Genomic DNA, 17,310 nt, shown 5'->3' on the forward strand with positions numbered 1-17,310 from the left:
AAGGGATGCCGACATGAGCGACACCAAGCTGAAGACCCAGAAGCTGATCACCGTGGAGAAGATCGGTGGCGACAGCCGGTCGTTCCAGCTCGAAGTCACCGCCACGCTCGACGCGGTGCGGGCGGAGCTGAGCAAAGACGGTTTCATGACGCCGGAGGACAGCTTCCTGTTCAACAAGGCTCCGGTGGACCACAAGCAAGAGAAGACGATCACGCTCGCCGACCTGCTCGGAGCCGAAGGGTCGACCATCTATATCGGTAAACACGGTAACCTGAAGACCCCGGACGGCGTGGACAAGTACAACCAGCTGACCGGCTCGGACAAGAACGCACTGTTCGACAGTGTGTACATCTACCGCGGGCTGATCCTCACGAACGACGGTCTCACGCGCAGCACCCGCGGCGACGTGTGCACCTGGAGCGGCCTGCCCACGCCCACCCAGCCCACGGTCACTTCGGAGAAGTCCACCGACTACTCGTTCTCCGAGCTGACCAGCAGTCTCACCATCTCCGGGATGAAGTCCGGTTCGGTTTCGGTGGCCACCCCTTTCGCGGACGCGAAAGCGGAGTACAAGCACTCGCAAGAGCATTCCACGAACAAGAAGGACGCGACCGAGTATCTGGTCAGCCGGATGTGGGTCAGGAAGATCTTCCTGCGTGTCGATCCCAAGAAGATGACCGCCCAGCCGGAGTTCGCCCAGGAGGTCGAGGAGGCCGTCGCCTACAAGACGGATCCGAACAGCTCGAACTACGCCAGGCTCCTGGCCGTGCTCGACGACTGGGGGTACTACGTGCCCTTGGAGTTCACGCTGGGCGGCGCGATCTATGCCAAGGAGTCGACGACGATCACCAGCTTCGAGGAATCCACCAAGGAGAGCACGGACTTCGGCGCCTCGGTCAGCGCGCGTTTTGACGGAATCGGGGGCGGCGGCGACTACAAGCAGGCCGACGGGAAGGATTCCACGACCACCGAGACCGGCAAGTACAAGCACACCATCCTGCGCGCGCTCGGCGGATCGCCGGTCATCGCGGAGTCGGACTACTTCGCCTGGGTGCAATCACTCGGCTACGCGATCAACTGGGTCGTCATCGAGAATCTGAAGCTGTGCCCGACCGTGGCCCTGCTGCCCAAGAGCGACACGATCACCCGGGTCATCAAGACCATCGAAAAGAACGCGGGCCTGCCCGGCGACCACAACTTCATCAACATGCCCAACTACCGGACCGACATTCAGACGATTCTCGATCCTTATCACTGACGGCAAAGCGCCCGGCCGGGAATTCCCGGCCGGGCGCTTTTTTTCGGGTCTTGCGGGTGCAGGGGTCAGGCGCCGCCGGCCGCACCGCCGCCGGCGGCGGTGCCGATGGTGATCTGCTCGGCGGGGTTCTCCGGGGTATCGATGACCTTCTTGTTGCGCCGGTTGCGCTTCTCCAGGTACTTCGCCAGGCCGGTGAGCAGCAGGCAGAGCACGATGTAGATGGCCGCCGCCACCAGCGTCGACGGCACGATCGGCCGCCCGAAAGCGCCCTGCGAGCCGATGTAGCGCGCGTAGTACAGCAGCTCCGGGTACAGGACCAGGAAGCCGAGCGCGGTGTCCTTCAGCAGCACCACGAGCTGGCTGATGATCGACGGCAGCATCGCGCGGATCGCCTGCGGCAGCAGGACGGTGAACATCACCTGCGTCTTGCGCATGCCGAGCGCGTACGCGGCTTCGCTCTGTCCCTTCGGCAGGGACATCACGCCGGCGCGGAAGACCTCCGCCAGCACCGAGCCGTTGTACAGCGTCAGGCCGAGCACCACGGCGAAGAACGGCGAGGTCTGCACCCCGAACGTCGGCATGCCGTAGTAGAACAGGAACATCAGGATCAGCAAGGGAATCGCGCGGAAGAACTCCACCACGAAGGTGCAGATCCCGCGCAGCCACGCGCGATCGGACAGCCGCCCGGCGGCGAAGATCGAGCCGAACAGCACCGCGAGCACCGCGCCCAGCGCGAACGCTTCGATCGTGGAGAGCACGGCGTTGCCGAGATCGCTCTGGACCTGGCTGTACTGCAGCCAGTCCCACTTGCGCGCCGAGAACTGCCCGGTGTCGGCGAAGCGGTAGATCACGAACGCGACCAGCGCGAGCACCACGGCGATGCCGGCCACCGCGTAGATCCGGTGCCGCATCCGGGACTTCGGCCCCGGGGCGTCGAACAGAACGGAACTCATCGGGCCACGCTCCAGCGCTTCTCCAGGCTGCGCTGGAGCAGCGAGAGCACCAGCACCAGGACGATGAAGCCGAGCGCCACCCACAGCAGGGCGACCAGCTGGTTGCCCCCGCGCTCGGAGATGTACTGCCGGATCGCGCCGGCTTCGGCGACCGAGAACCCACTGGCGATCGTGGTGTTCTTCAGCAGCGCGATCAGCGTGCTGATCATCGGCGGGACCACCGACCGCAGGGCCTGGGGCAGCACCACCTGGCCGAGCACCTGGCCGAAGTGCAGGCCCAGCGCGCGGGCCGCCTCCGCCTGGCCGACCGGCACCGTGTTGATGCCCGAGCGCACCACCTCACAGATGAACGCCGAGGTGTAGAGGGTCAGCGCGACCGCGGCGGTCGGGAAGTAGTCGATCTTGACGATGTCCAGCAGTGGGTAGGCGAACACGAGGAACGCGAACACCAGGGTGAGCGGCGTGTTGCGCAGCAGGGTCACGTAGACCGTGCCGATCACGCGCAGTGCCGGTACCGGGCTCACCCTCAGCATGGCCAGTATCGTGCCGAGCACCAGGCTGGCGACTCCGGCGATCAGGAACAGTTCGATCGTGGTGAGAAAGAACGGACCGAACAGGTCCAGATTGTCGAGCAGGACGTCCATGGCGCCTTCCCCGCGTCCGTGGGACGGAAATCGATGTGGAACGGCCGGTGGACGGGAACCCCGCCCACCGGCCGTGATCTCGGGTCAGTACTTCTGGATCGTCGGCTTCGCCACGGTCGAACCGGGCGTGCCGAGGGTGGCGTCGTAGATCTTCTGCCAGGTGCCGTCGTCCAGCGCCTTCTGCAGGATGTCGTCCATCTTGTCGCGCAGCACCTTGTCGTTCTTGTCCAGGCCGATGCCGTAGGGCTCCTGGGAGAACGGCTTGCCGACGACCTTGAAGCTCTCCGGGTCCTGCTTGGCGAAGCCCCGCAGGATCGCGTCGTCGGTGGTGACCGCGTCCACGTCCTTGGTGGACAGCTTCTCCACGCACTGCGAGTACTTCTGGAACTCGACGATGTTGCCCGGCTCGGTCAGCTGCTGCTCGCGCACCCGCTGGATCGGGGTCGACCCGGTGACCGAGCAGACCTTCTTGCCCTTGAGCGACTGCGGCCCGGTGATCGAGTCGTCGTCCTTGCGCACCAGCAGGTCCTGACCGGCCTGGTAGTACGGGCCGGCGAAGGAGACCAGCGCCTTGCGCTTGTCGTTGATGGTGTAGGTGCCCACCATGTAGTTGACGTCGCCGTTCTGGATCGCCTGCTCGCGGGCGCCGGAGTCGACGACCTTGTAGGTGATCTTGTCCGGCGCGTAGCCCAGCCCGGCCGCGATCAGCTTGGCGATCTCGATGTCGAACCCGGCGTACTGCCCGGTCGTCGGGTCCTTCTGGCCCAGCCCGGGCTGGTCGTCCTTGGCGCCGACGACCAGCTTGCCCGCGGCCTTGATCTTCGCGAACACCGGGGAGTCCGGCAGGTCCACGTTCGACGCGACGGGGTAGGTCGGCAGCGGGGCGGCCGCCGAACTCGGGCCGCCCTGGTCACCACCGGAGGCCGGGGTGCCTTCCTTGCCACAGGCCGTGAGCAGCAGGCCACCGGCCAGCAGTCCCACCGCGAGGGTGCGGATCCTCATCTGAATCTCTCCTGGATCGGTCCGGGGGGTTCCGGCGAACCCCGGTCTGGACGGGTCAGTGGGTCAGGATCTTGCCGAGGAAATCCTTCGCGCGCTCGCTGCGCGGCTTGGTGAAGAACTCCTCCGGGGTGGTGTCCTCGACGAGTTCACCGTCGGCCATGAACAGCACCCGGTCCGCGGCACGGCGGGCGAAGCCCATCTCGTGGGTGACCACGAGCATGGTCATCCCGTCCTTGGCCAGGCCGGTCATCACGTCGAGCACCTCCTGGACCATCTCCGGGTCCAGTGCCGAGGTGGGCTCGTCGAACAGCATCACCTTGGGCCGCATGGCCAGCGCGCGGGCGATCGCGACCCGCTGCTGCTGGCCGCCGGAGAGCTGGGCCGGGTACTTGTCCGCCTGGTTGGCGATGCCGACCCGCTCGAGCAGCTCCATCGCGGTCTTGCGGGCCTCGGCGGCGGCGGTCTTGCGCACCTTCACCGGCGCGAGCATGACGTTCTCGAGAATCGTCTTGTGGGCGAACAGGTTGAACTGCTGGAAGACCATGCCCACGTCGGCGCGCAGCGCGGCGAGTGCCTTGCCCTCGGCGGGCAGCGGCACCCCGTCCACCGCGATCTCGCCGGAGTTGATCGGCTCCAGCCGGTTGATCGCGCGGCACAGGGTGGACTTGCCCGATCCGGACGGTCCGAGTACCACCACGACCTGCCCGCGCGGCACCTCGAGGGTGATCTCCCGCAGTACGTGCAGGTCGCCGAAGTACTTGTTGACGGCGACCGCCTTGATCATCGGCGTCGCCACGTCCGTGGTCATCAGGCCTCCAGGGTTGCATCTTCGTCGTCTTTGGCGGCTGCGGGGCCGGGGCTCCCACGTCGATGGCGGAAACTTACTCCGGTCGGGCTACATGTAAAGACGGCTTGACCAACCCTTAGGGTCTCAACTGTGTCTCGAACCCGGCCGCCGGACCCCGTCCGGCGCTGCTCAGCCTAGCCGCGCCCGCTCCGGCCGCGACCTGGGGAACGGGGTTCGGCGCGGTGTCCTAGAGTTCCCCGCTACCGTGGTCCGGATCACCGGGGAGGCGAGCGCGTGCGGGTGTTGCTGGTGGAGGACGACGACCGGGTCGCCGGTGCGCTCGTGCCCGCGCTGACTCGGCGCGGGCTGGTGATGCAGCGGCTGCCCTCGGGCGCCGGGGTGCTGGAGCGGGTGCATGACGTGGACGTGGTGCTGCTCGATCTCGGGCTGCCCGATGTGGACGGTGTGGTGCTGTGCCGCCAGATCCGTTCGGTCAGCGACGTGGCGGTGATCGTGGTGTCCGCGCGCGGCGAGGTGGACGACCGGGTGCAGGGCCTGCGCGCCGGTGCGGACGACTACCTGGTCAAGCCCTACGACGTGGAGGAGCTGCTGGCCAGGGTCGAGGCGGTCCGGCGGCGCCGCGGCGAGCCGTCGTCGGCGGCCGCGCCGGTGGTGGAGGTCGGCGACGTGCGAATCGACCTGGCCCGGCACGAGGTGGTGGTGGCCGGGGCGGTGGTTGCCTTGTCCCGCAAGGAGTTCCAGGTGCTGGCGCTGGTCGCCGCCGCGCGCGGCGCGGTGTGCTCGCGGGAGCAGGTGCTCAACGAGGTGTGGGGGCACCGGGGTGCCGCGGAGAGCCGCTCGCTGGACGTGCACGTGGCCACGTTGCGGACGAAACTGGGCCGTCCGGCGCTGATCGAGACGGTGCGCGGGGTCGGTTACCGGCTGGGCGGAGGAGGCTGAGCCGTGCGGGTCCGGCTGCAGGGGATCGTCGTCACGCTCGTCGCGCTGCTGGTGTTCGGGCTGGGCATCCCGCTCGCGCTGAGCATTGCCGGCAGCCTGCAGCAGCAGCTCTTCCTCGACCGGCTCACCGACGCCTCGCGGTTCGCCTCGCTCGCCCAGCGCCCGCTGCTGGACGACCGGCTGAGCCTGCTCGAACCCGAGCTGCGCCGCTACACCGAGGTCTACGACGTGCAGGTGGTCGTGGTGAATCAGGACGGCGCCCCGGTGCTCGGCTCCTACGGCGGCACCGACGCGGGCCACGTCGACCAGGCGGCGATCCGGACGACGGTGAACGAGGCGCTGGCCGGCCGGCCGCCGGTACCCGGCCCGCTGCTGCTGCCGTGGACGGCAGATCCGCTGGTGCTGGCCGAGCCGATCCTGATCGACGGCGAGGTGCGGGGGGTGGTGGTGACCGAGTCGGACACCGGGCACGTGCGCACGGTGTTGTTGTGGCGGTGGCTGTTCCTGGCCGCGGGAGCGGTGATCGCCTTCGGGATCGCGCTGCTCGTCGCGATCCCGGTGGTGCGCTGGACGCTGCGTCCGGTGCGGCGGCTCGACGAGGCGACCGGCGCGCTCGTGGCCTCCGTGGTCGGGGGGCGGCCGGCGGTCAGGGTGGGTGAGAGCAGTGGCCCGCCGGAGCTGCGTAAGCTCGGCCGCTCGTTCGATCAGATGGCGGCGAGCGTGTCCGAGGCGCTGGCCGCGCAGCGCGCGTTCGTCGCGGATGCCTCGCATCAGCTGCGCAATCCGCTGACCGCGCTGAACATCCGGCTGGGCAACCTGAAGGGCCAGGTCGGGGACGGGGTGGCAGCCGCCGATCTCACCGCCGCGCAGGTGGATGCCAAGCGGCTGAACCAGATTCTCGAGGAGCTGCTGTCCATGGCACGGGCCGAAGCGGCCGGCGGGGAGCTGGTGCCCGAGGATCTCGCCGCGGTGATCGCCGACCGTGTCGCGGACTGGTCGGTGGTCGGCGCGGCACGTGAGGTCACGCTCGAAAGCGAGGTGACCGTCGACGGTGCGCGGGTGCAGGCGCCGCCGCGCGGGCTGGAGGTCATCTTCGACGCGCTGCTGGACAACGCGCTCAAGTTCACCGCTTCGGGTAGTTCGGTGCGGGTCGCCGCGGACCGCGCCGGCGACCGGGTCACGCTATCGGTCCGTGACCACGGTCCCGGCCTGCGCGAGGAGGAGCTGGAGCGGGCCACCGACCGGTTCTGGCGCAGCACGGCGCACCAGAACGTGCCAGGTTCGGGCCTCGGCCTGGCGATTGTGCGCGAGATCGTCCGCCACTCCGACGGCGAGCTGAGGCTGTCCCTGCCCGAGGGCGGCGGCCTGCAGATCACCATGGACTTTCCCGTGGTGCAGGACGACGCCTGACGCTACAGCTTCTCCGCGCGGTAGTAGTTCAGCGCGCCGGGATGCAGCGGCACCGGCGCGGTCTCGATGCCCGGGTGCACGTCGATGGACAGCGCCGCGCGATTGGCCGCGGCCAGTTCCGGGCGGGCGGCGTAGAGGCCCTTGGTCAGCTCCTCGGCCACGTCGCCGTGCATCGAGGTGGGCACGACAAGAAAGTTCGGCACCACCAGCGTGGTCACCGGGCCGGGCTGGTCGTAGGTGCTGGCCGGGATGGTCGCGCTGCCGTAGACCGGGCTGAACCGCTGCATCCCACGCATCAGCCCGCTCATGTCGAGCAGCCGCAGGCCGATCGTGTGGGTGTACTCGGTGATCAGCGGCGTGGGCAGCCCGCCCGACCAGAACAGCGCGTCCACCTTGTGCTCCACCAGCGCGGTGAGCGAGTCTTCCAGGCCGAGGCTGCGCACGGTGACCGCGCCGCTCAGTCCGGCCACCTGCAGCACCCGCCGGGCGATGTACTCCACGCCGGACTCCGGCGAGCCGACCGCGATCTGCTGCCCGCGCAGCATCGGCACCGAGGTGTAGGCCGAGTCCCGGCGCACCACGATGTGCAGGTAGTCGTCGTGGATCCGGGCGAGCGCGGCCAGTTTGCCCGGGTGTGCGGCGGCCGAGTCGCTGGCCAGGTCCGCGGCCACGAACGCGACGTCCGCGGTCCCGGCGAGCACCCGGTTGAGGTTGTCGCCGGAGCCCTGGGTGGCCAGCACCGTCGGCCGTTCGATGTCGAGCCCACCGGCCCACGCCTCGGCCAGCGGCCCGGCCAGGTCGTGGTAGACCCCGCCGACCGCGCCCGCCGCGATACGCAGCCGCAGCCCGGGAAAGTCCGGACCGCAGCCGGCCAGCAGCGACCCGGCCGCCGCCAGCGCGGCCATCATCGCCGTGCGCCTCCGCCACGTCCGCATCCCGAGATCGTGCCAGACCCCGCGCGGGCCGGGCGCACGCGTGGGCGCGCACTGTCGGGATCGGACGGTAACGGCGGTTCGCCCGCGCCGGTGGCAGGGGCCGGTTCCGGCAGGTGGGGCGGGGGATATCCTGGAGGGCGATGACCGAGACCCAGGTTCGCAAAACCTACCAGATCCGCACTTTCGGCTGCCAGATGAACGTGCACGACTCCGAGCGGCTCGCCGGGCAGCTGGAGCAGGCGGGCTACGTGCCCGCGGGTACCGCCGGCAGCCCGGATCTGATCGTGTTCAACACCTGCGCGGTGCGGGAGAACGCGGACAACAAGCTGTACGGCACGCTCGGGCACCTGCGCCCGGACAAGACCGCGAACCCGGACATGCAGATCGCCGTCGGTGGCTGCCTGGCGCAGAAGGACCGCGGCGAGATCGTCAAGCGCGCGCCGTGGGTGGATGTCGTGTTCGGCACGCACAACATCGGGTCGCTGCCGGCGCTGCTGGAGCGCGCGCGGCACAACGCCCAGGCCGAGGTGGAGATCCTCGAATCGCTGGAGACGTTCCCGTCCACGCTGCCCGCCCGGCGCGAGTCCTCGTACGCGAGCTGGGTGTCGGTTTCGGTCGGCTGCAACAACACCTGCACCTTCTGCATCGTGCCGTCGTTGCGCGGCAAGGAGCGCGACCGCCGGCCGGGGGAGATCCTCGCCGAGGTCGAGGCGCTGGTCGCGGAAGGCGTGCTGGAGGTGACGCTGCTCGGCCAGAACGTGAACTCCTACGGCGTCGAGTTCGGCGACCGGCTCGCGTTCGGCAAGCTGCTGCGCGCGACCGGCGGGATCGCGGGCCTGGAGCGCGTGCGGTTCACCTCGCCGCACCCGGCGGCGTTCACCTCGGACGTGATCGAGGCGATGGCCGAGACGCCGAACGTCTGCCATCAGCTGCACATGCCGCTGCAGTCCGGTTCGGACCGGGTCCTGCGCGAGATGCGCCGGTCGTACCGGTCCACCCGGTTCCTGAACATCCTCGAAGAGGTGCGCGGGGCGATGCCGGACGCGGCGATCACCACGGACATCATCGTCGGTTTCCCCGGCGAGACCGAGGAGGACTTCCAGGCGACCCTGGACGTGGTCCGCGAGGCCCGGTTCGCCAGTGCGTTCACCTTCCAGTACTCGAAGCGGCCCGGCACGCCCGCTGCGACGATGCCGGACCAGCTGCCCAAGAAGGTCGTGCAGGAGCGGTACGAGCGGCTGGTCGAGTTGCAGAACGAGATCTCCTGGGCGGAGAACCGGGCGCTCGTCGGGCGCGAGGTCGAGCTGCTGGTCGCCGAGGGCGAAGGGCGCAAGGACGCCGAGACGCGCCGGATGAGCGGGCGTGCCCGGGACGGCAGGCTCGTGCACTTCACACCGACCGGCCCGGCCGTGGACCGCGCGGTGCGCCCCGGCGACATCGTGCGGACGGTGCTCACGTACGGCGCCCCGCACCACTTGGTCGCCGACGGTGATCTCCGCGCGCACCGCCGTACTCGCGCGGGCGACAATGCCGAAGCGGGCCTTCGGCCGACGACGAACGGGGTCGCGCTGGGCCTGCCCGGCTTCGGCGCTCCGCCGGCGCAGCCGGCCCCGGTGAGCGAGTGTGCGCGATGAGTGAACCGGGTGTCCCGGCCGAGTTCGACCACGAGCTGAGCGAGGAGATCGACCAGGCGGGCAGGCGCGTGGCCCGCACGGTGGAGCTGGGCAGGCGCGGGTTCACCATCTCGCTGCTGATCTTCGCGCTGCTGGTGGTGCAGTTGCTGCCGTGGGCCGAAGGGCATGCGGGCTGGCAGACGCTGGCCGGTGCGGCCGGCGGCATCCCCCAGCTGTTCGCCGTGACCTCCACCGGCGTCGGCGTGCTCGTCGGCGCCGTGGCCCTGGTGACCCGCCGCTGGTGGGTGGCCTGGTGCTGTGCGGCCGGTGGCTGGTTCGCCTCGGTCGACGGCCTGCTCGCCGTCTGGTCCCAGCAGTCCGCGCACGCCAACGGGGCCACCGGCAGCGGCCCGGGCATCGGCATGATCATCGCCTGGGTGGTCACGATCATCCTCGCCGCGCTCTGGATGCGCACCGCTTTCTCCCGCGCCTGAGGCACATGCCGTGAAGGGACCCTTCACGGACGCTGAGTCCGTGAAGGGTCCCTTCACAGCCTTGAGCGGGGACCCGTCAGCGGTCCGCGACGGCGGCTTCGGCGGCCTTCATCCACTCGCGCCATTGCGCGGCCTGCTCGTCGGCCTTCTTCGCACGGCGTTCGTCGCCGGCCGCACGGGCTTTTTCGGCCTGGGCTTCGAACTGCTCCACGCGTTCGCGGAACTGCGCGGCGCGTGCCTGGGCCTCCGGGTCGGTCCGTCGCCAGCGGCTGTCCTCGGCCGACTTCACCTTGTCCTGCACGGCCTTCAGCCGGCCGTCCAGCTCGCGGATCCGCTCGCGGGGCACCTTGCCGATCTCGTCCCACTGCTCCTGGATCCGGCGCAGCGCGGACTTCGCGGTTTCGAGGTTCGCCCCGGCGTCGATCTTCTCGGCCTCGGCCAGGAGTTCTTCCTTGCGCGTGGCGTTGCCGGCGAATTCCGCGTCCCGTTCCGAGAACACGGCGGAACGGCGCGCGAAGAACGCGTCCTGCGCCGCGCGGAAGCGTTGCCACAGCGCTTCGTCGCTGTCCTTCGGAGCCCGGCCGGCGGCCTTCCACTCGGCCATCAGGTCCTTGTACCGGCCCGCGGTGGCGCCCCAATCGTCCGAATCGGACAGCGCCTCGGCCTCGGCGATCAGCTCTTCCTTGCGATGCTTCGCGCTCGCCCGCTGCTTGTCCAGCTCGGCGAAGTGCGAGCCACGGCGCCGGTTGAACGACTCGCGCGCCTTCGAGAACCGCTTCCACAGCTCGTCGTCGGTCTTGCGGTCGACGCCCTTGACCGTCTTCCACTCGTCCAGGATCGAGCGCAGCCGGTCGCCCGCGACCTTCCACTGCGTGGAGTCGGCGGCGATCTTCTCCGCCTCGTCGGCCAGCGCCTGCTTGCGGGCGATGGCCGCGGTCCGCGCCTGCTCGCGCTCCTGCTTGACGGCGGCCAGCGCCTTCTCCGCGGCCCCGATCACGTACTCGATCCGCGCGGCCAGCGCGGTGAGGTCGCCGACCACGGCGGCCTCACCCAGCCCGTCCCGGATCTGGGTCGCGCTGGTCAGCGCGTGCTTCGGGTCGCCGGCCCCGGAGTTCAGCCGGGTTTCGAGCAGCTCCACCTCGGTCCGCACGTCGTCGAAGCGGCGCGCGTAGTGCAGCAGCCCTTCCTCGGGCGTACCGGCCTGCCAGACCCCGACGGTCCGCTCGCCTTCGGCGGTGAAGACGTAGACGGTGCCCTCCTCGTCGACCCGTCCCCAGGTGGCCGGGGTGGGTTCGGCGGGCGGCACGGACGGTGCGGCATGGCCGGCGCTGTGCGCGTGCGGCACCGGGTGTGGCGCCGGGGTGCCGGGGGACGTGTTCTCCTGGGCCATCGCAGGCTCCTTATCGCCTGTACGCCCGCGGCTGCGGGCGCCCCGCCGCGGGAGCGGGGCCGGGTTGCGCTTCTCGTGCCGGGGCAAGGTGCCCCAGCGGCATTCAAGCAGCTCAGCGCCCGCCGTGGTACTGGTGAGCTGCCCGAAGGCGTTGATCCTACTTCTCCGTGGCGCTCCGTGCCCGTGCCCGGACCCGCCCGGGTACCCTTCGCCACCGTGATCAGCCTCGCCCAACCGCCCGTCCCGGTGGCCGTCGTCGGCCCCACCGCCACCGGGAAGACGGCGCTGGCCGTCCGGCTGGCGCGGGCGCTCGACGGCGAAGTGGTGAACGCGGACGCGCTGCAGCTCTACCGCGGGATGGACATCGGCACGGCCAAGGCGACCCTGGAGGAACGCCAGGGGGTGCCGCACCACCTGCTCGACGTCCTCGACGTGACCGAGACCGCGTCGGTCGCCGCCTACCAGCGCGACGCCCGGGCCACGATCGAGCGGATCCGTGCCCGGGGCCGGGTACCGGTGCTGACCGGCGGCTCCGGCCTGTACGTCCAAGCGGTGCTCGACGACCTGCGTTTCCCCGGCACTGATCCGGCGATCCGCGCCCGGCTCGACGCCGAGGCGGCCGACCTCGGCACCGCCGCGTTGCATGCGCGGCTGGCGGAGCGGGACCCGGCGGCCGCGGCCGCGATCCTGCCCACGAACACCCGCCGCGTCGTGCGGGCGCTGGAGGTCATCGAGCTGACCGGCGAGCCGTTCTCGGCGAACCTGCCGAAGCCGGGACCGGCCCGGTACGGCACCGTGCTGATCGGCGTGGATCGCGAACCCGCCGCCCTCGACGAAAGAGTCGACCTGCGGGTCGAGCGGATGTTCGAGGCCGGTCTCGTCGCCGAGGTGCGCGAGCTGGCCGGCCGTGGACTGCGCGAGGGCAAGACCGCTTCGCGGGCGCTCGGGTACCAGCAGGTGCTCGCGGAGCTCGACGGTGCGGAGGACTTCGCGGCGGCCGCGGCGGCGACTGCGCAGGCCACCCGCCGGTTCGTGCGCAGGCAGCGTTCGTGGTTCCGCCGGGACAAGCGGATCCACTGGTTCGACGGTGGCGAAGCAGACCTGGCCGCGCGGGTTCTCGCCGCGCTGGCCCAGTAAACTGGTCCGATGGGCGGTATCGAGTTCCTGAAGGGCCACGGCACGCAGAACGACTTCGTGCTGCTGCCCGACCCTTCCGCGCGGCTGGACCTGACTCCGGAGCGGGTCGCCGCGCTGTGCGACCGCCGGCGCGGCCTCGGCGCGGACGGCGTGCTGCGCGTGGTGCGGGCGAGCGCGCTCGGCCTGGAGTCGGCGGGCGAATGGTTCATGGACTACCGCAACGCGGACGGTTCGATCGCGGAGATGTGCGGCAACGGGGTGCGGGTCTTCGCCCGCCACCTGGTCGACGCCGGCCTCGCGGAGCAGGGCGAGTTCACCGTGGGCTCCCGCGCGGGCGACCGGCCGGTCGTGGTGCACCCGGACCGTTCCGTCACCGTCCACATGGGACCGGCCACGATCACCGGCACCTCGGTCACGATGGTCGCCGGGCGGCCGTTCTCCGGGGTGGCCGTCGATGTCGGGAACCCGCACCTGGTCACCGCGCTGGACGACGACGTGGCCGGGCTCGACCTGCGTGAGCAGCCCGAGTACGACCACGACGTGTTCCCGTCCGGGGTGAACCTGGAGTTCGTCAACGTGCTCGGCGAGGGCGCGTTGCGGATGCGCGTGCACGAACGCGGCGTGGGGGAGACCCGCGCCTGCGGCACCGGCACGGTGGCCGCCGTCGCCGCCACCCTGCACCTGGCCGGCACCGACGCCGGGGAGGCCAGCGTGGACCTCCCCGGCGGCCGGGTGCTGGTCACCGTGGAGCGCGGCGGGGCCACGCTCACCGGCCCGGCGGAGATCGTCGCGCGCGGCGAACTGGACGAGGCCTGGTGGGCCGCCGCGGGCGCTCCCGGCGGTCTGTGAAGGGACCCTTCACGGACGCTGAGGCTGTGAAGGGTCCCTTCACAGCCTTCATGGCGCGCCGCTGAGCGTCACTTCCACGGAAAGGTCGCCTTCGCGGGTGGCCACGGACGTGACCACTCCGGCAATCCGGACGTCGTCGGCCACTTCGGCGAAGCCGGTGAGCGAGCCGGCCGGAGCGGTCACCACGAGTTCGTCCACCGGGGAGCGCATCGACACTTTCGCGTCGGTCTTCGCCCGGCGCACGGCGCCGATGACCGAGCCGGCCAGCGGCAGCAGCGCGGGATCACCGTCGCCGCCGGGAGCGGTCGGCCAGGGCGCGCGGTGCACGGAACCCTCTTGCCACCACGACCACACTTCCTCGGTTGCGAACGGCAGTACTGGCGCGAGCATCCGCACCAGCGCCGAGAGCGCCGTGGTCAGCGCAGCCCGGGCTGATTCGGCCGCCGCCTCCCCGCGGTCGCCGTACGCGCGGCCTTTCACCAGCTCGACGTAGTCGTCACAAAAGGTCCAGAAGAACGTCTCGGTCACCTGCAGCGCACGGGCCTGGTCGAGCGCCTCGAACGCCGCGGTCGCCTCGGTGATCACTCTGCCCAGCACGGCGAGCACCGATCGGTCCAGTGCCCCGGCGGCCACAGCGCCCGCGGCAGGCAGCCCGAGCCCGAGCACAAACCGGCTGACGTTCAACAACTTCATCGCGAGCCGCCGGCCGACCTTCATCTGTCCCTCGTCGACCGCCGTGTCCACGCCGGGGCGGGCGCTCGCCGCCCAGTACCGCACCGCGTCGGACCCGTGCCGGTCGAGCAGATCGGCCGGGGTCACCACATTGCCTGCCGATTTCGACATCTTCTTCCGGTCCGGATCGAGCACCCAGCCGGAGATCACCGCGTCCCGCCACGGCAGGACGCGCTCTTCCAGTTCCGCGCGCACGGCCGTGGAGAACAGCCAGGTCCGGATGATCTCGTGCGCCTGCGGCCGCAGCGAGTACGGGAAGACCTGGCGGAACAGCCCGTCGTCCAGGCTCCAGCGGCCGGCGATCTGCGGGGTCAGCGACGAGGTGGCCCAGGTGTCCATCACGTCCGGCTCGGCGGTGAACCCGCCGGGCACGTCGCGCTGCGCCTCGGTGTACCCGGGTGGCGCTTCGGTGCTCGGGTCCACCGGCAGGCTCGCGTCGTCCGGGGTGAGCACGGCGTCGTGGCCGGGCTCACCGTGCTCGTCGAGCGGATACCAGACCGGGATCGGCACCCCGAAGAACCGCTGACGGCTGATCAGCCAGTCGCTCGTGAGCCCCTCCACCCAGCTGCGGTACCGGACCTGCATGTGCGGCGGCACCCAGTTCAGCTCCTCGCCACGGCCGAGCAGCTTCGTGCGCAGGGCCTCGTCGCGTCCGCCGTTGCGCAGGTACCACTGCCGGCTGGTGACGATTTCGAGCGGCTTGTCGCCCTTCTCGTAGAACTTCACCGGATGCGTGATCGGCCGTGGTTCCCCACGCAGCGCACCGGTCTCCCGCAACCTGTCCACCAGGATCTTCCGTCCAGTGTGGACAGTCTTGCCGGCCAGCGGCGCGTACGCCTCGGCGGACACCCCATGCGGCGCTTCGGGCCGGAATCGCCCGTCCCGCCCGAGGACCGGCCGGGTGTCCAGCTGCAGCGCACGCCACCATGTCACGTCGGTGGTGTCGCCGAAGGTGCACACCATCGCGATGCCGGTGCCTTTCTCCGGATCGGCCAGGTGATGCGCGTGTACGGGCACTTCGGCGCCGAACAACGGGGTGCGCACGGTCTGCCCGACGAGACGGCGATACCGCTCGTCGTCCGGGTGCGCCACGAGGGCGACGCAGGCGGGGAGCAACTCGGGACGGGTCGTGGAGATCAGCACCTCCGCGCCGCCGGCGGTGGTGAACGCCAGATCGTGATACGCCCCAGGACGTTCGCGATCTTCGAGTTCGGCTTGCGCGACCGCGGTGCGGAAGGTGACGTCCCACAGCGTCGGCGCTTCGGACTGGTAGGCCTCGCCACGGGCGAGGTTGCGCAGGAACGCGCGTTGCGAGATCTGCGTGGTCGACGGGTCGATGGTCCGGTAGGCCAGCGTCCAGTCCACCGACAGCCCGATCCGGCGCCAGACCTCCTCGAAGACCTTCTCGTCCTTTTCGGACAGTTCGCGGCACAGCTCCACGAAGTTCCGCCGGGACACCGGAACCACGGCCTTGCCCGGCTTCTCCGGCGGGGTGAACGACGGGTCGTAGGGCAGAGCCGGTTCGCAACGCACGCCGAAATGGTTCTGCACCCGGCGTTCGGTGGGCAGGCCGTTGTCGTCCCAGCCGACCGGATAGAACACCGAACGCCCGCGCATCCGCTGGTAGCGGGCGAGAACGTCGGTGTGCGTGTAGGAGAAGACATGCCCGATGTGCAGCGACCCGCTCGCGGTCAGCGGCGGGGTGTCGATCGAGTAGACCTCGCTCTGCGCGTCGCCGAAGCGGTAGACGCCGTCGTGCTCCCATACCGGTACCCACTTGGCTTCGAGTCCGTCGACACCGACCTTGCGCGGGACCTCGGGAGTGGCGTTCATGAACCGACCTTAGGCGGTCGGTAAAGCGGTTTCCGGCGCTTCCTTTCCGGCGACGGGAAGGTCCCGCATGCGCCGCAACGGCGAGCAGACCACCCAGAGCGCACCGGCCATCTGCCCGGCCATCGCCACCCACAGCGCGCCGGTCAGGCCGAGCCCTTCACCGAGGGCGCCGCCCAGCAGACCACCCAGCGGCATCGCGCCCCACACCACGAACCGGACGCTCGCGTTCATCCGGCCGAGCAGCCGGTCCGGGGTGATCGCCTGGCGGTAGGAAACCTGCGCGATGTTGTAGAGGATCACCCCGAACCCGGTGAGGGCCAGCCCGAAACCGGCGAGCACCAGTCCCCACCCCCGTCCGGCCAGTGGTACCAGCAGGCCGCCCGGCCAGGTCAGCAGCGGGAGCAGCCAGATCGACCGGGCCTGCCCGAACCATCGCACGATCGGCCCGGCGCACAGCGCGGCGCCGATCCCGCCGACGCCGGCCACCGCCAGCAGCATCCCGACCTCGGCCGGGGAAAGCCCGGCCGTACGGGTCAGGAACAGCACTTCCACCGCCTGGGCGGCCGCGCTGAACATGTTCGCGGTCGCGGTGCACGCGACGATCGCGCGCAGCGGACGGTCGGCCACGACGAACCGCAGCCCTTCCAGCATCTGCGGCACCAGCCGTTCGTGCCCGGTCCGCGGGGGCCGCTGTTCCGCCGTACGGATCCGCCACAGGCACAACGCGGAGACGAGATAACCGGCCCCGGTCAGCACGACCGTGCTTGCTGCGCCGAGGAACTGGACGAGCACCCCGGCCACGCTCGGCCCGGCGATCTGCGCGCAGGACTGCACGCCCTGCAGCTTCGCGTTGCCCTCCAAGAGCCGTTCGCGGCCCACGAGCGCGGGGAGGTAGGCCTGGTAGGAGACGTCGAAAAAGACCGTGGCGAAACTCGTGAGCAGCACGATCACCAGCACCTGCGCCATGGTCAGCACCCCGGCCCACCACGCGATCGGGATGCTGAGCAGCAGGCCTGCGCGCACCAGGTCGGCGGCCAGCATCAGCGACCGCTTGCGCAGCCGGTCCACCCACACCCCGGCGGGCAGGCCGATGAGCAGGAACCCCAGCGTCTCGGCCGTGGTCAGCAGGCCCATCTCGAACGGCGTGGCGGCGAGTGTCACCGCGGCCAGCAGCGGGATCGCCGTCATGCCGACGAAGGTGCCGAGCTGGCTCGCCGAGTCGCCGGCGAACAGCTGCCGGAAGCCGGGGTGGCGCAGCAGCGAGTCACGTCTCACCTGAACGAGTGTCATCGAGTGATTGGAAAGTGTCAATC

General features: G+C 70.3%; 15 protein-coding genes. 7 read left to right on the forward strand and 8 right to left on the reverse strand.

Features of this window, described 5'->3' with window-relative positions; translation table 11 throughout:
• Nucleotides 1-13: 13 nt before the first annotated feature.
• Nucleotides 14-1,258, forward strand: coding sequence for an MAC/perforin domain-containing protein (locus D5S19_RS07970; RefSeq protein ID WP_120022662.1), 1,245 nt, complete (start codon nt 14-16; stop codon nt 1,256-1,258).
• A 65-nt stretch (nt 1,259-1,323) separates the two neighbouring features.
• Here the strand turns inward: D5S19_RS07970 and D5S19_RS07975 are convergent, their stop codons facing one another.
• The 4 genes from D5S19_RS07975 to D5S19_RS07990 form a co-directional block, all read right to left on the reverse strand.
• Complete coding sequence (locus D5S19_RS07975; protein WP_120022663.1) at nt 1,324-2,211, reverse strand: amino acid ABC transporter permease; 888 nt, start codon at nt 2,209-2,211, stop codon at nt 1,324-1,326.
• Nucleotides 2,208-2,855 carry an amino acid ABC transporter permease gene (locus D5S19_RS07980; protein WP_120022664.1) on the reverse strand — a complete coding sequence of 216 codons (648 nt, stop codon included), beginning with the start codon at nt 2,853-2,855 and terminating at the stop codon, nt 2,208-2,210. The genes D5S19_RS07975 and D5S19_RS07980 overlap by 4 nt, the downstream gene beginning before the upstream one ends.
• A gap of 84 nt (nt 2,856-2,939) precedes the next feature.
• Nucleotides 2,940-3,857: a glutamate ABC transporter substrate-binding protein gene (locus tag D5S19_RS07985; protein WP_120022665.1), complete on the reverse strand. Its 918-nt coding sequence runs from the start codon at nt 3,855-3,857 to the stop codon at nt 2,940-2,942.
• 55 nt (nt 3,858-3,912) lie between these two features.
• On the reverse strand, nt 3,913-4,641 hold the full coding sequence (locus D5S19_RS07990; RefSeq protein ID WP_199730394.1) for an amino acid ABC transporter ATP-binding protein: 729 nt from the start codon (nt 4,639-4,641) through the stop codon (nt 3,913-3,915).
• 297 nt (nt 4,642-4,938) lie between these two features.
• Between D5S19_RS07990 and D5S19_RS07995 the strand changes: the two genes are divergently transcribed.
• The gene (locus tag D5S19_RS07995; protein ID WP_120022667.1) at nt 4,939-5,604 is read left to right on the forward strand and encodes a response regulator transcription factor; all 666 of its coding nucleotides are present in this window, start codon (nt 4,939-4,941) and stop codon (nt 5,602-5,604) included.
• 3 nt (nt 5,605-5,607) lie between these two features.
• A complete protein-coding gene (locus D5S19_RS08000; protein ID WP_120022668.1) occupies nt 5,608-7,014 on the forward strand; it encodes a sensor histidine kinase in 1,407 nt (468 codons plus the stop codon).
• Nucleotides 7,015-7,016: 2 nt separating this feature from the next.
• Here the strand turns inward: D5S19_RS08000 and D5S19_RS08005 are convergent, their stop codons facing one another.
• Nucleotides 7,017-7,949: a TAXI family TRAP transporter solute-binding subunit gene (locus D5S19_RS08005; RefSeq protein WP_233573767.1), complete on the reverse strand. Its 933-nt coding sequence runs from the start codon at nt 7,947-7,949 to the stop codon at nt 7,017-7,019.
• Nucleotides 7,950-8,089: 140 nt separating this feature from the next.
• Between D5S19_RS08005 and miaB the strand changes: the two genes are divergently transcribed.
• Entirely contained in the window at nt 8,090-9,583 is a 1,494-nt protein-coding gene (gene miaB, locus D5S19_RS08015) for a tRNA (N6-isopentenyl adenosine(37)-C2)-methylthiotransferase MiaB (protein WP_120022670.1), read from the forward strand.
• The gene (locus D5S19_RS08020) at nt 9,580-10,056 is read left to right on the forward strand and encodes an Rv2732c family membrane protein (protein WP_120022734.1); all 477 of its coding nucleotides are present in this window, start codon (nt 9,580-9,582) and stop codon (nt 10,054-10,056) included. The genes miaB and D5S19_RS08020 overlap by 4 nt, the downstream gene beginning before the upstream one ends.
• A gap of 76 nt (nt 10,057-10,132) precedes the next feature.
• On the opposite strand, the gene D5S19_RS08025 is transcribed toward D5S19_RS08020, so the two are convergent.
• Nucleotides 10,133-11,446, reverse strand: a complete 1,314-nt coding sequence (locus tag D5S19_RS08025; RefSeq protein ID WP_120022671.1) for a DUF349 domain-containing protein — start codon at nt 11,444-11,446, stop codon at nt 10,133-10,135.
• Between the two features lie 216 nt (nt 11,447-11,662).
• On the opposite strand from D5S19_RS08025, the gene miaA reads away from it, so the two are divergent.
• Nucleotides 11,663-12,583: a tRNA (adenosine(37)-N6)-dimethylallyltransferase MiaA gene (gene miaA / locus D5S19_RS08030; protein ID WP_120022735.1), complete on the forward strand. Its 921-nt coding sequence runs from the start codon at nt 11,663-11,665 to the stop codon at nt 12,581-12,583.
• Between the two features lie 9 nt (nt 12,584-12,592).
• On the forward strand, nt 12,593-13,432 hold the full coding sequence (gene dapF / locus D5S19_RS08035) for a diaminopimelate epimerase (protein ID WP_120022672.1): 840 nt from the start codon (nt 12,593-12,595) through the stop codon (nt 13,430-13,432).
• Between the two features lie 48 nt (nt 13,433-13,480).
• On the opposite strand, the gene valS is transcribed toward dapF, so the two are convergent.
• Together valS and D5S19_RS08045 are read right to left on the reverse strand one after the other, a co-directional pair.
• Entirely contained in the window at nt 13,481-15,997 is a 2,517-nt protein-coding gene (gene valS, locus D5S19_RS08040; protein WP_120022673.1) for a valine--tRNA ligase, read from the reverse strand.
• Between the two features lie 9 nt (nt 15,998-16,006).
• On the reverse strand, nt 16,007-17,272 hold the full coding sequence (locus D5S19_RS08045) for an MFS transporter (protein ID WP_199730392.1): 1,266 nt from the start codon (nt 17,270-17,272) through the stop codon (nt 16,007-16,009).
• Nucleotides 17,273-17,310 lie beyond the last annotated feature (38 nt).

The organism is Amycolatopsis panacis, from assembly GCF_003600245.1.
Lineage (GTDB): Bacteria > Actinomycetota > Actinomycetes > Mycobacteriales > Pseudonocardiaceae > Amycolatopsis > Amycolatopsis sulphurea.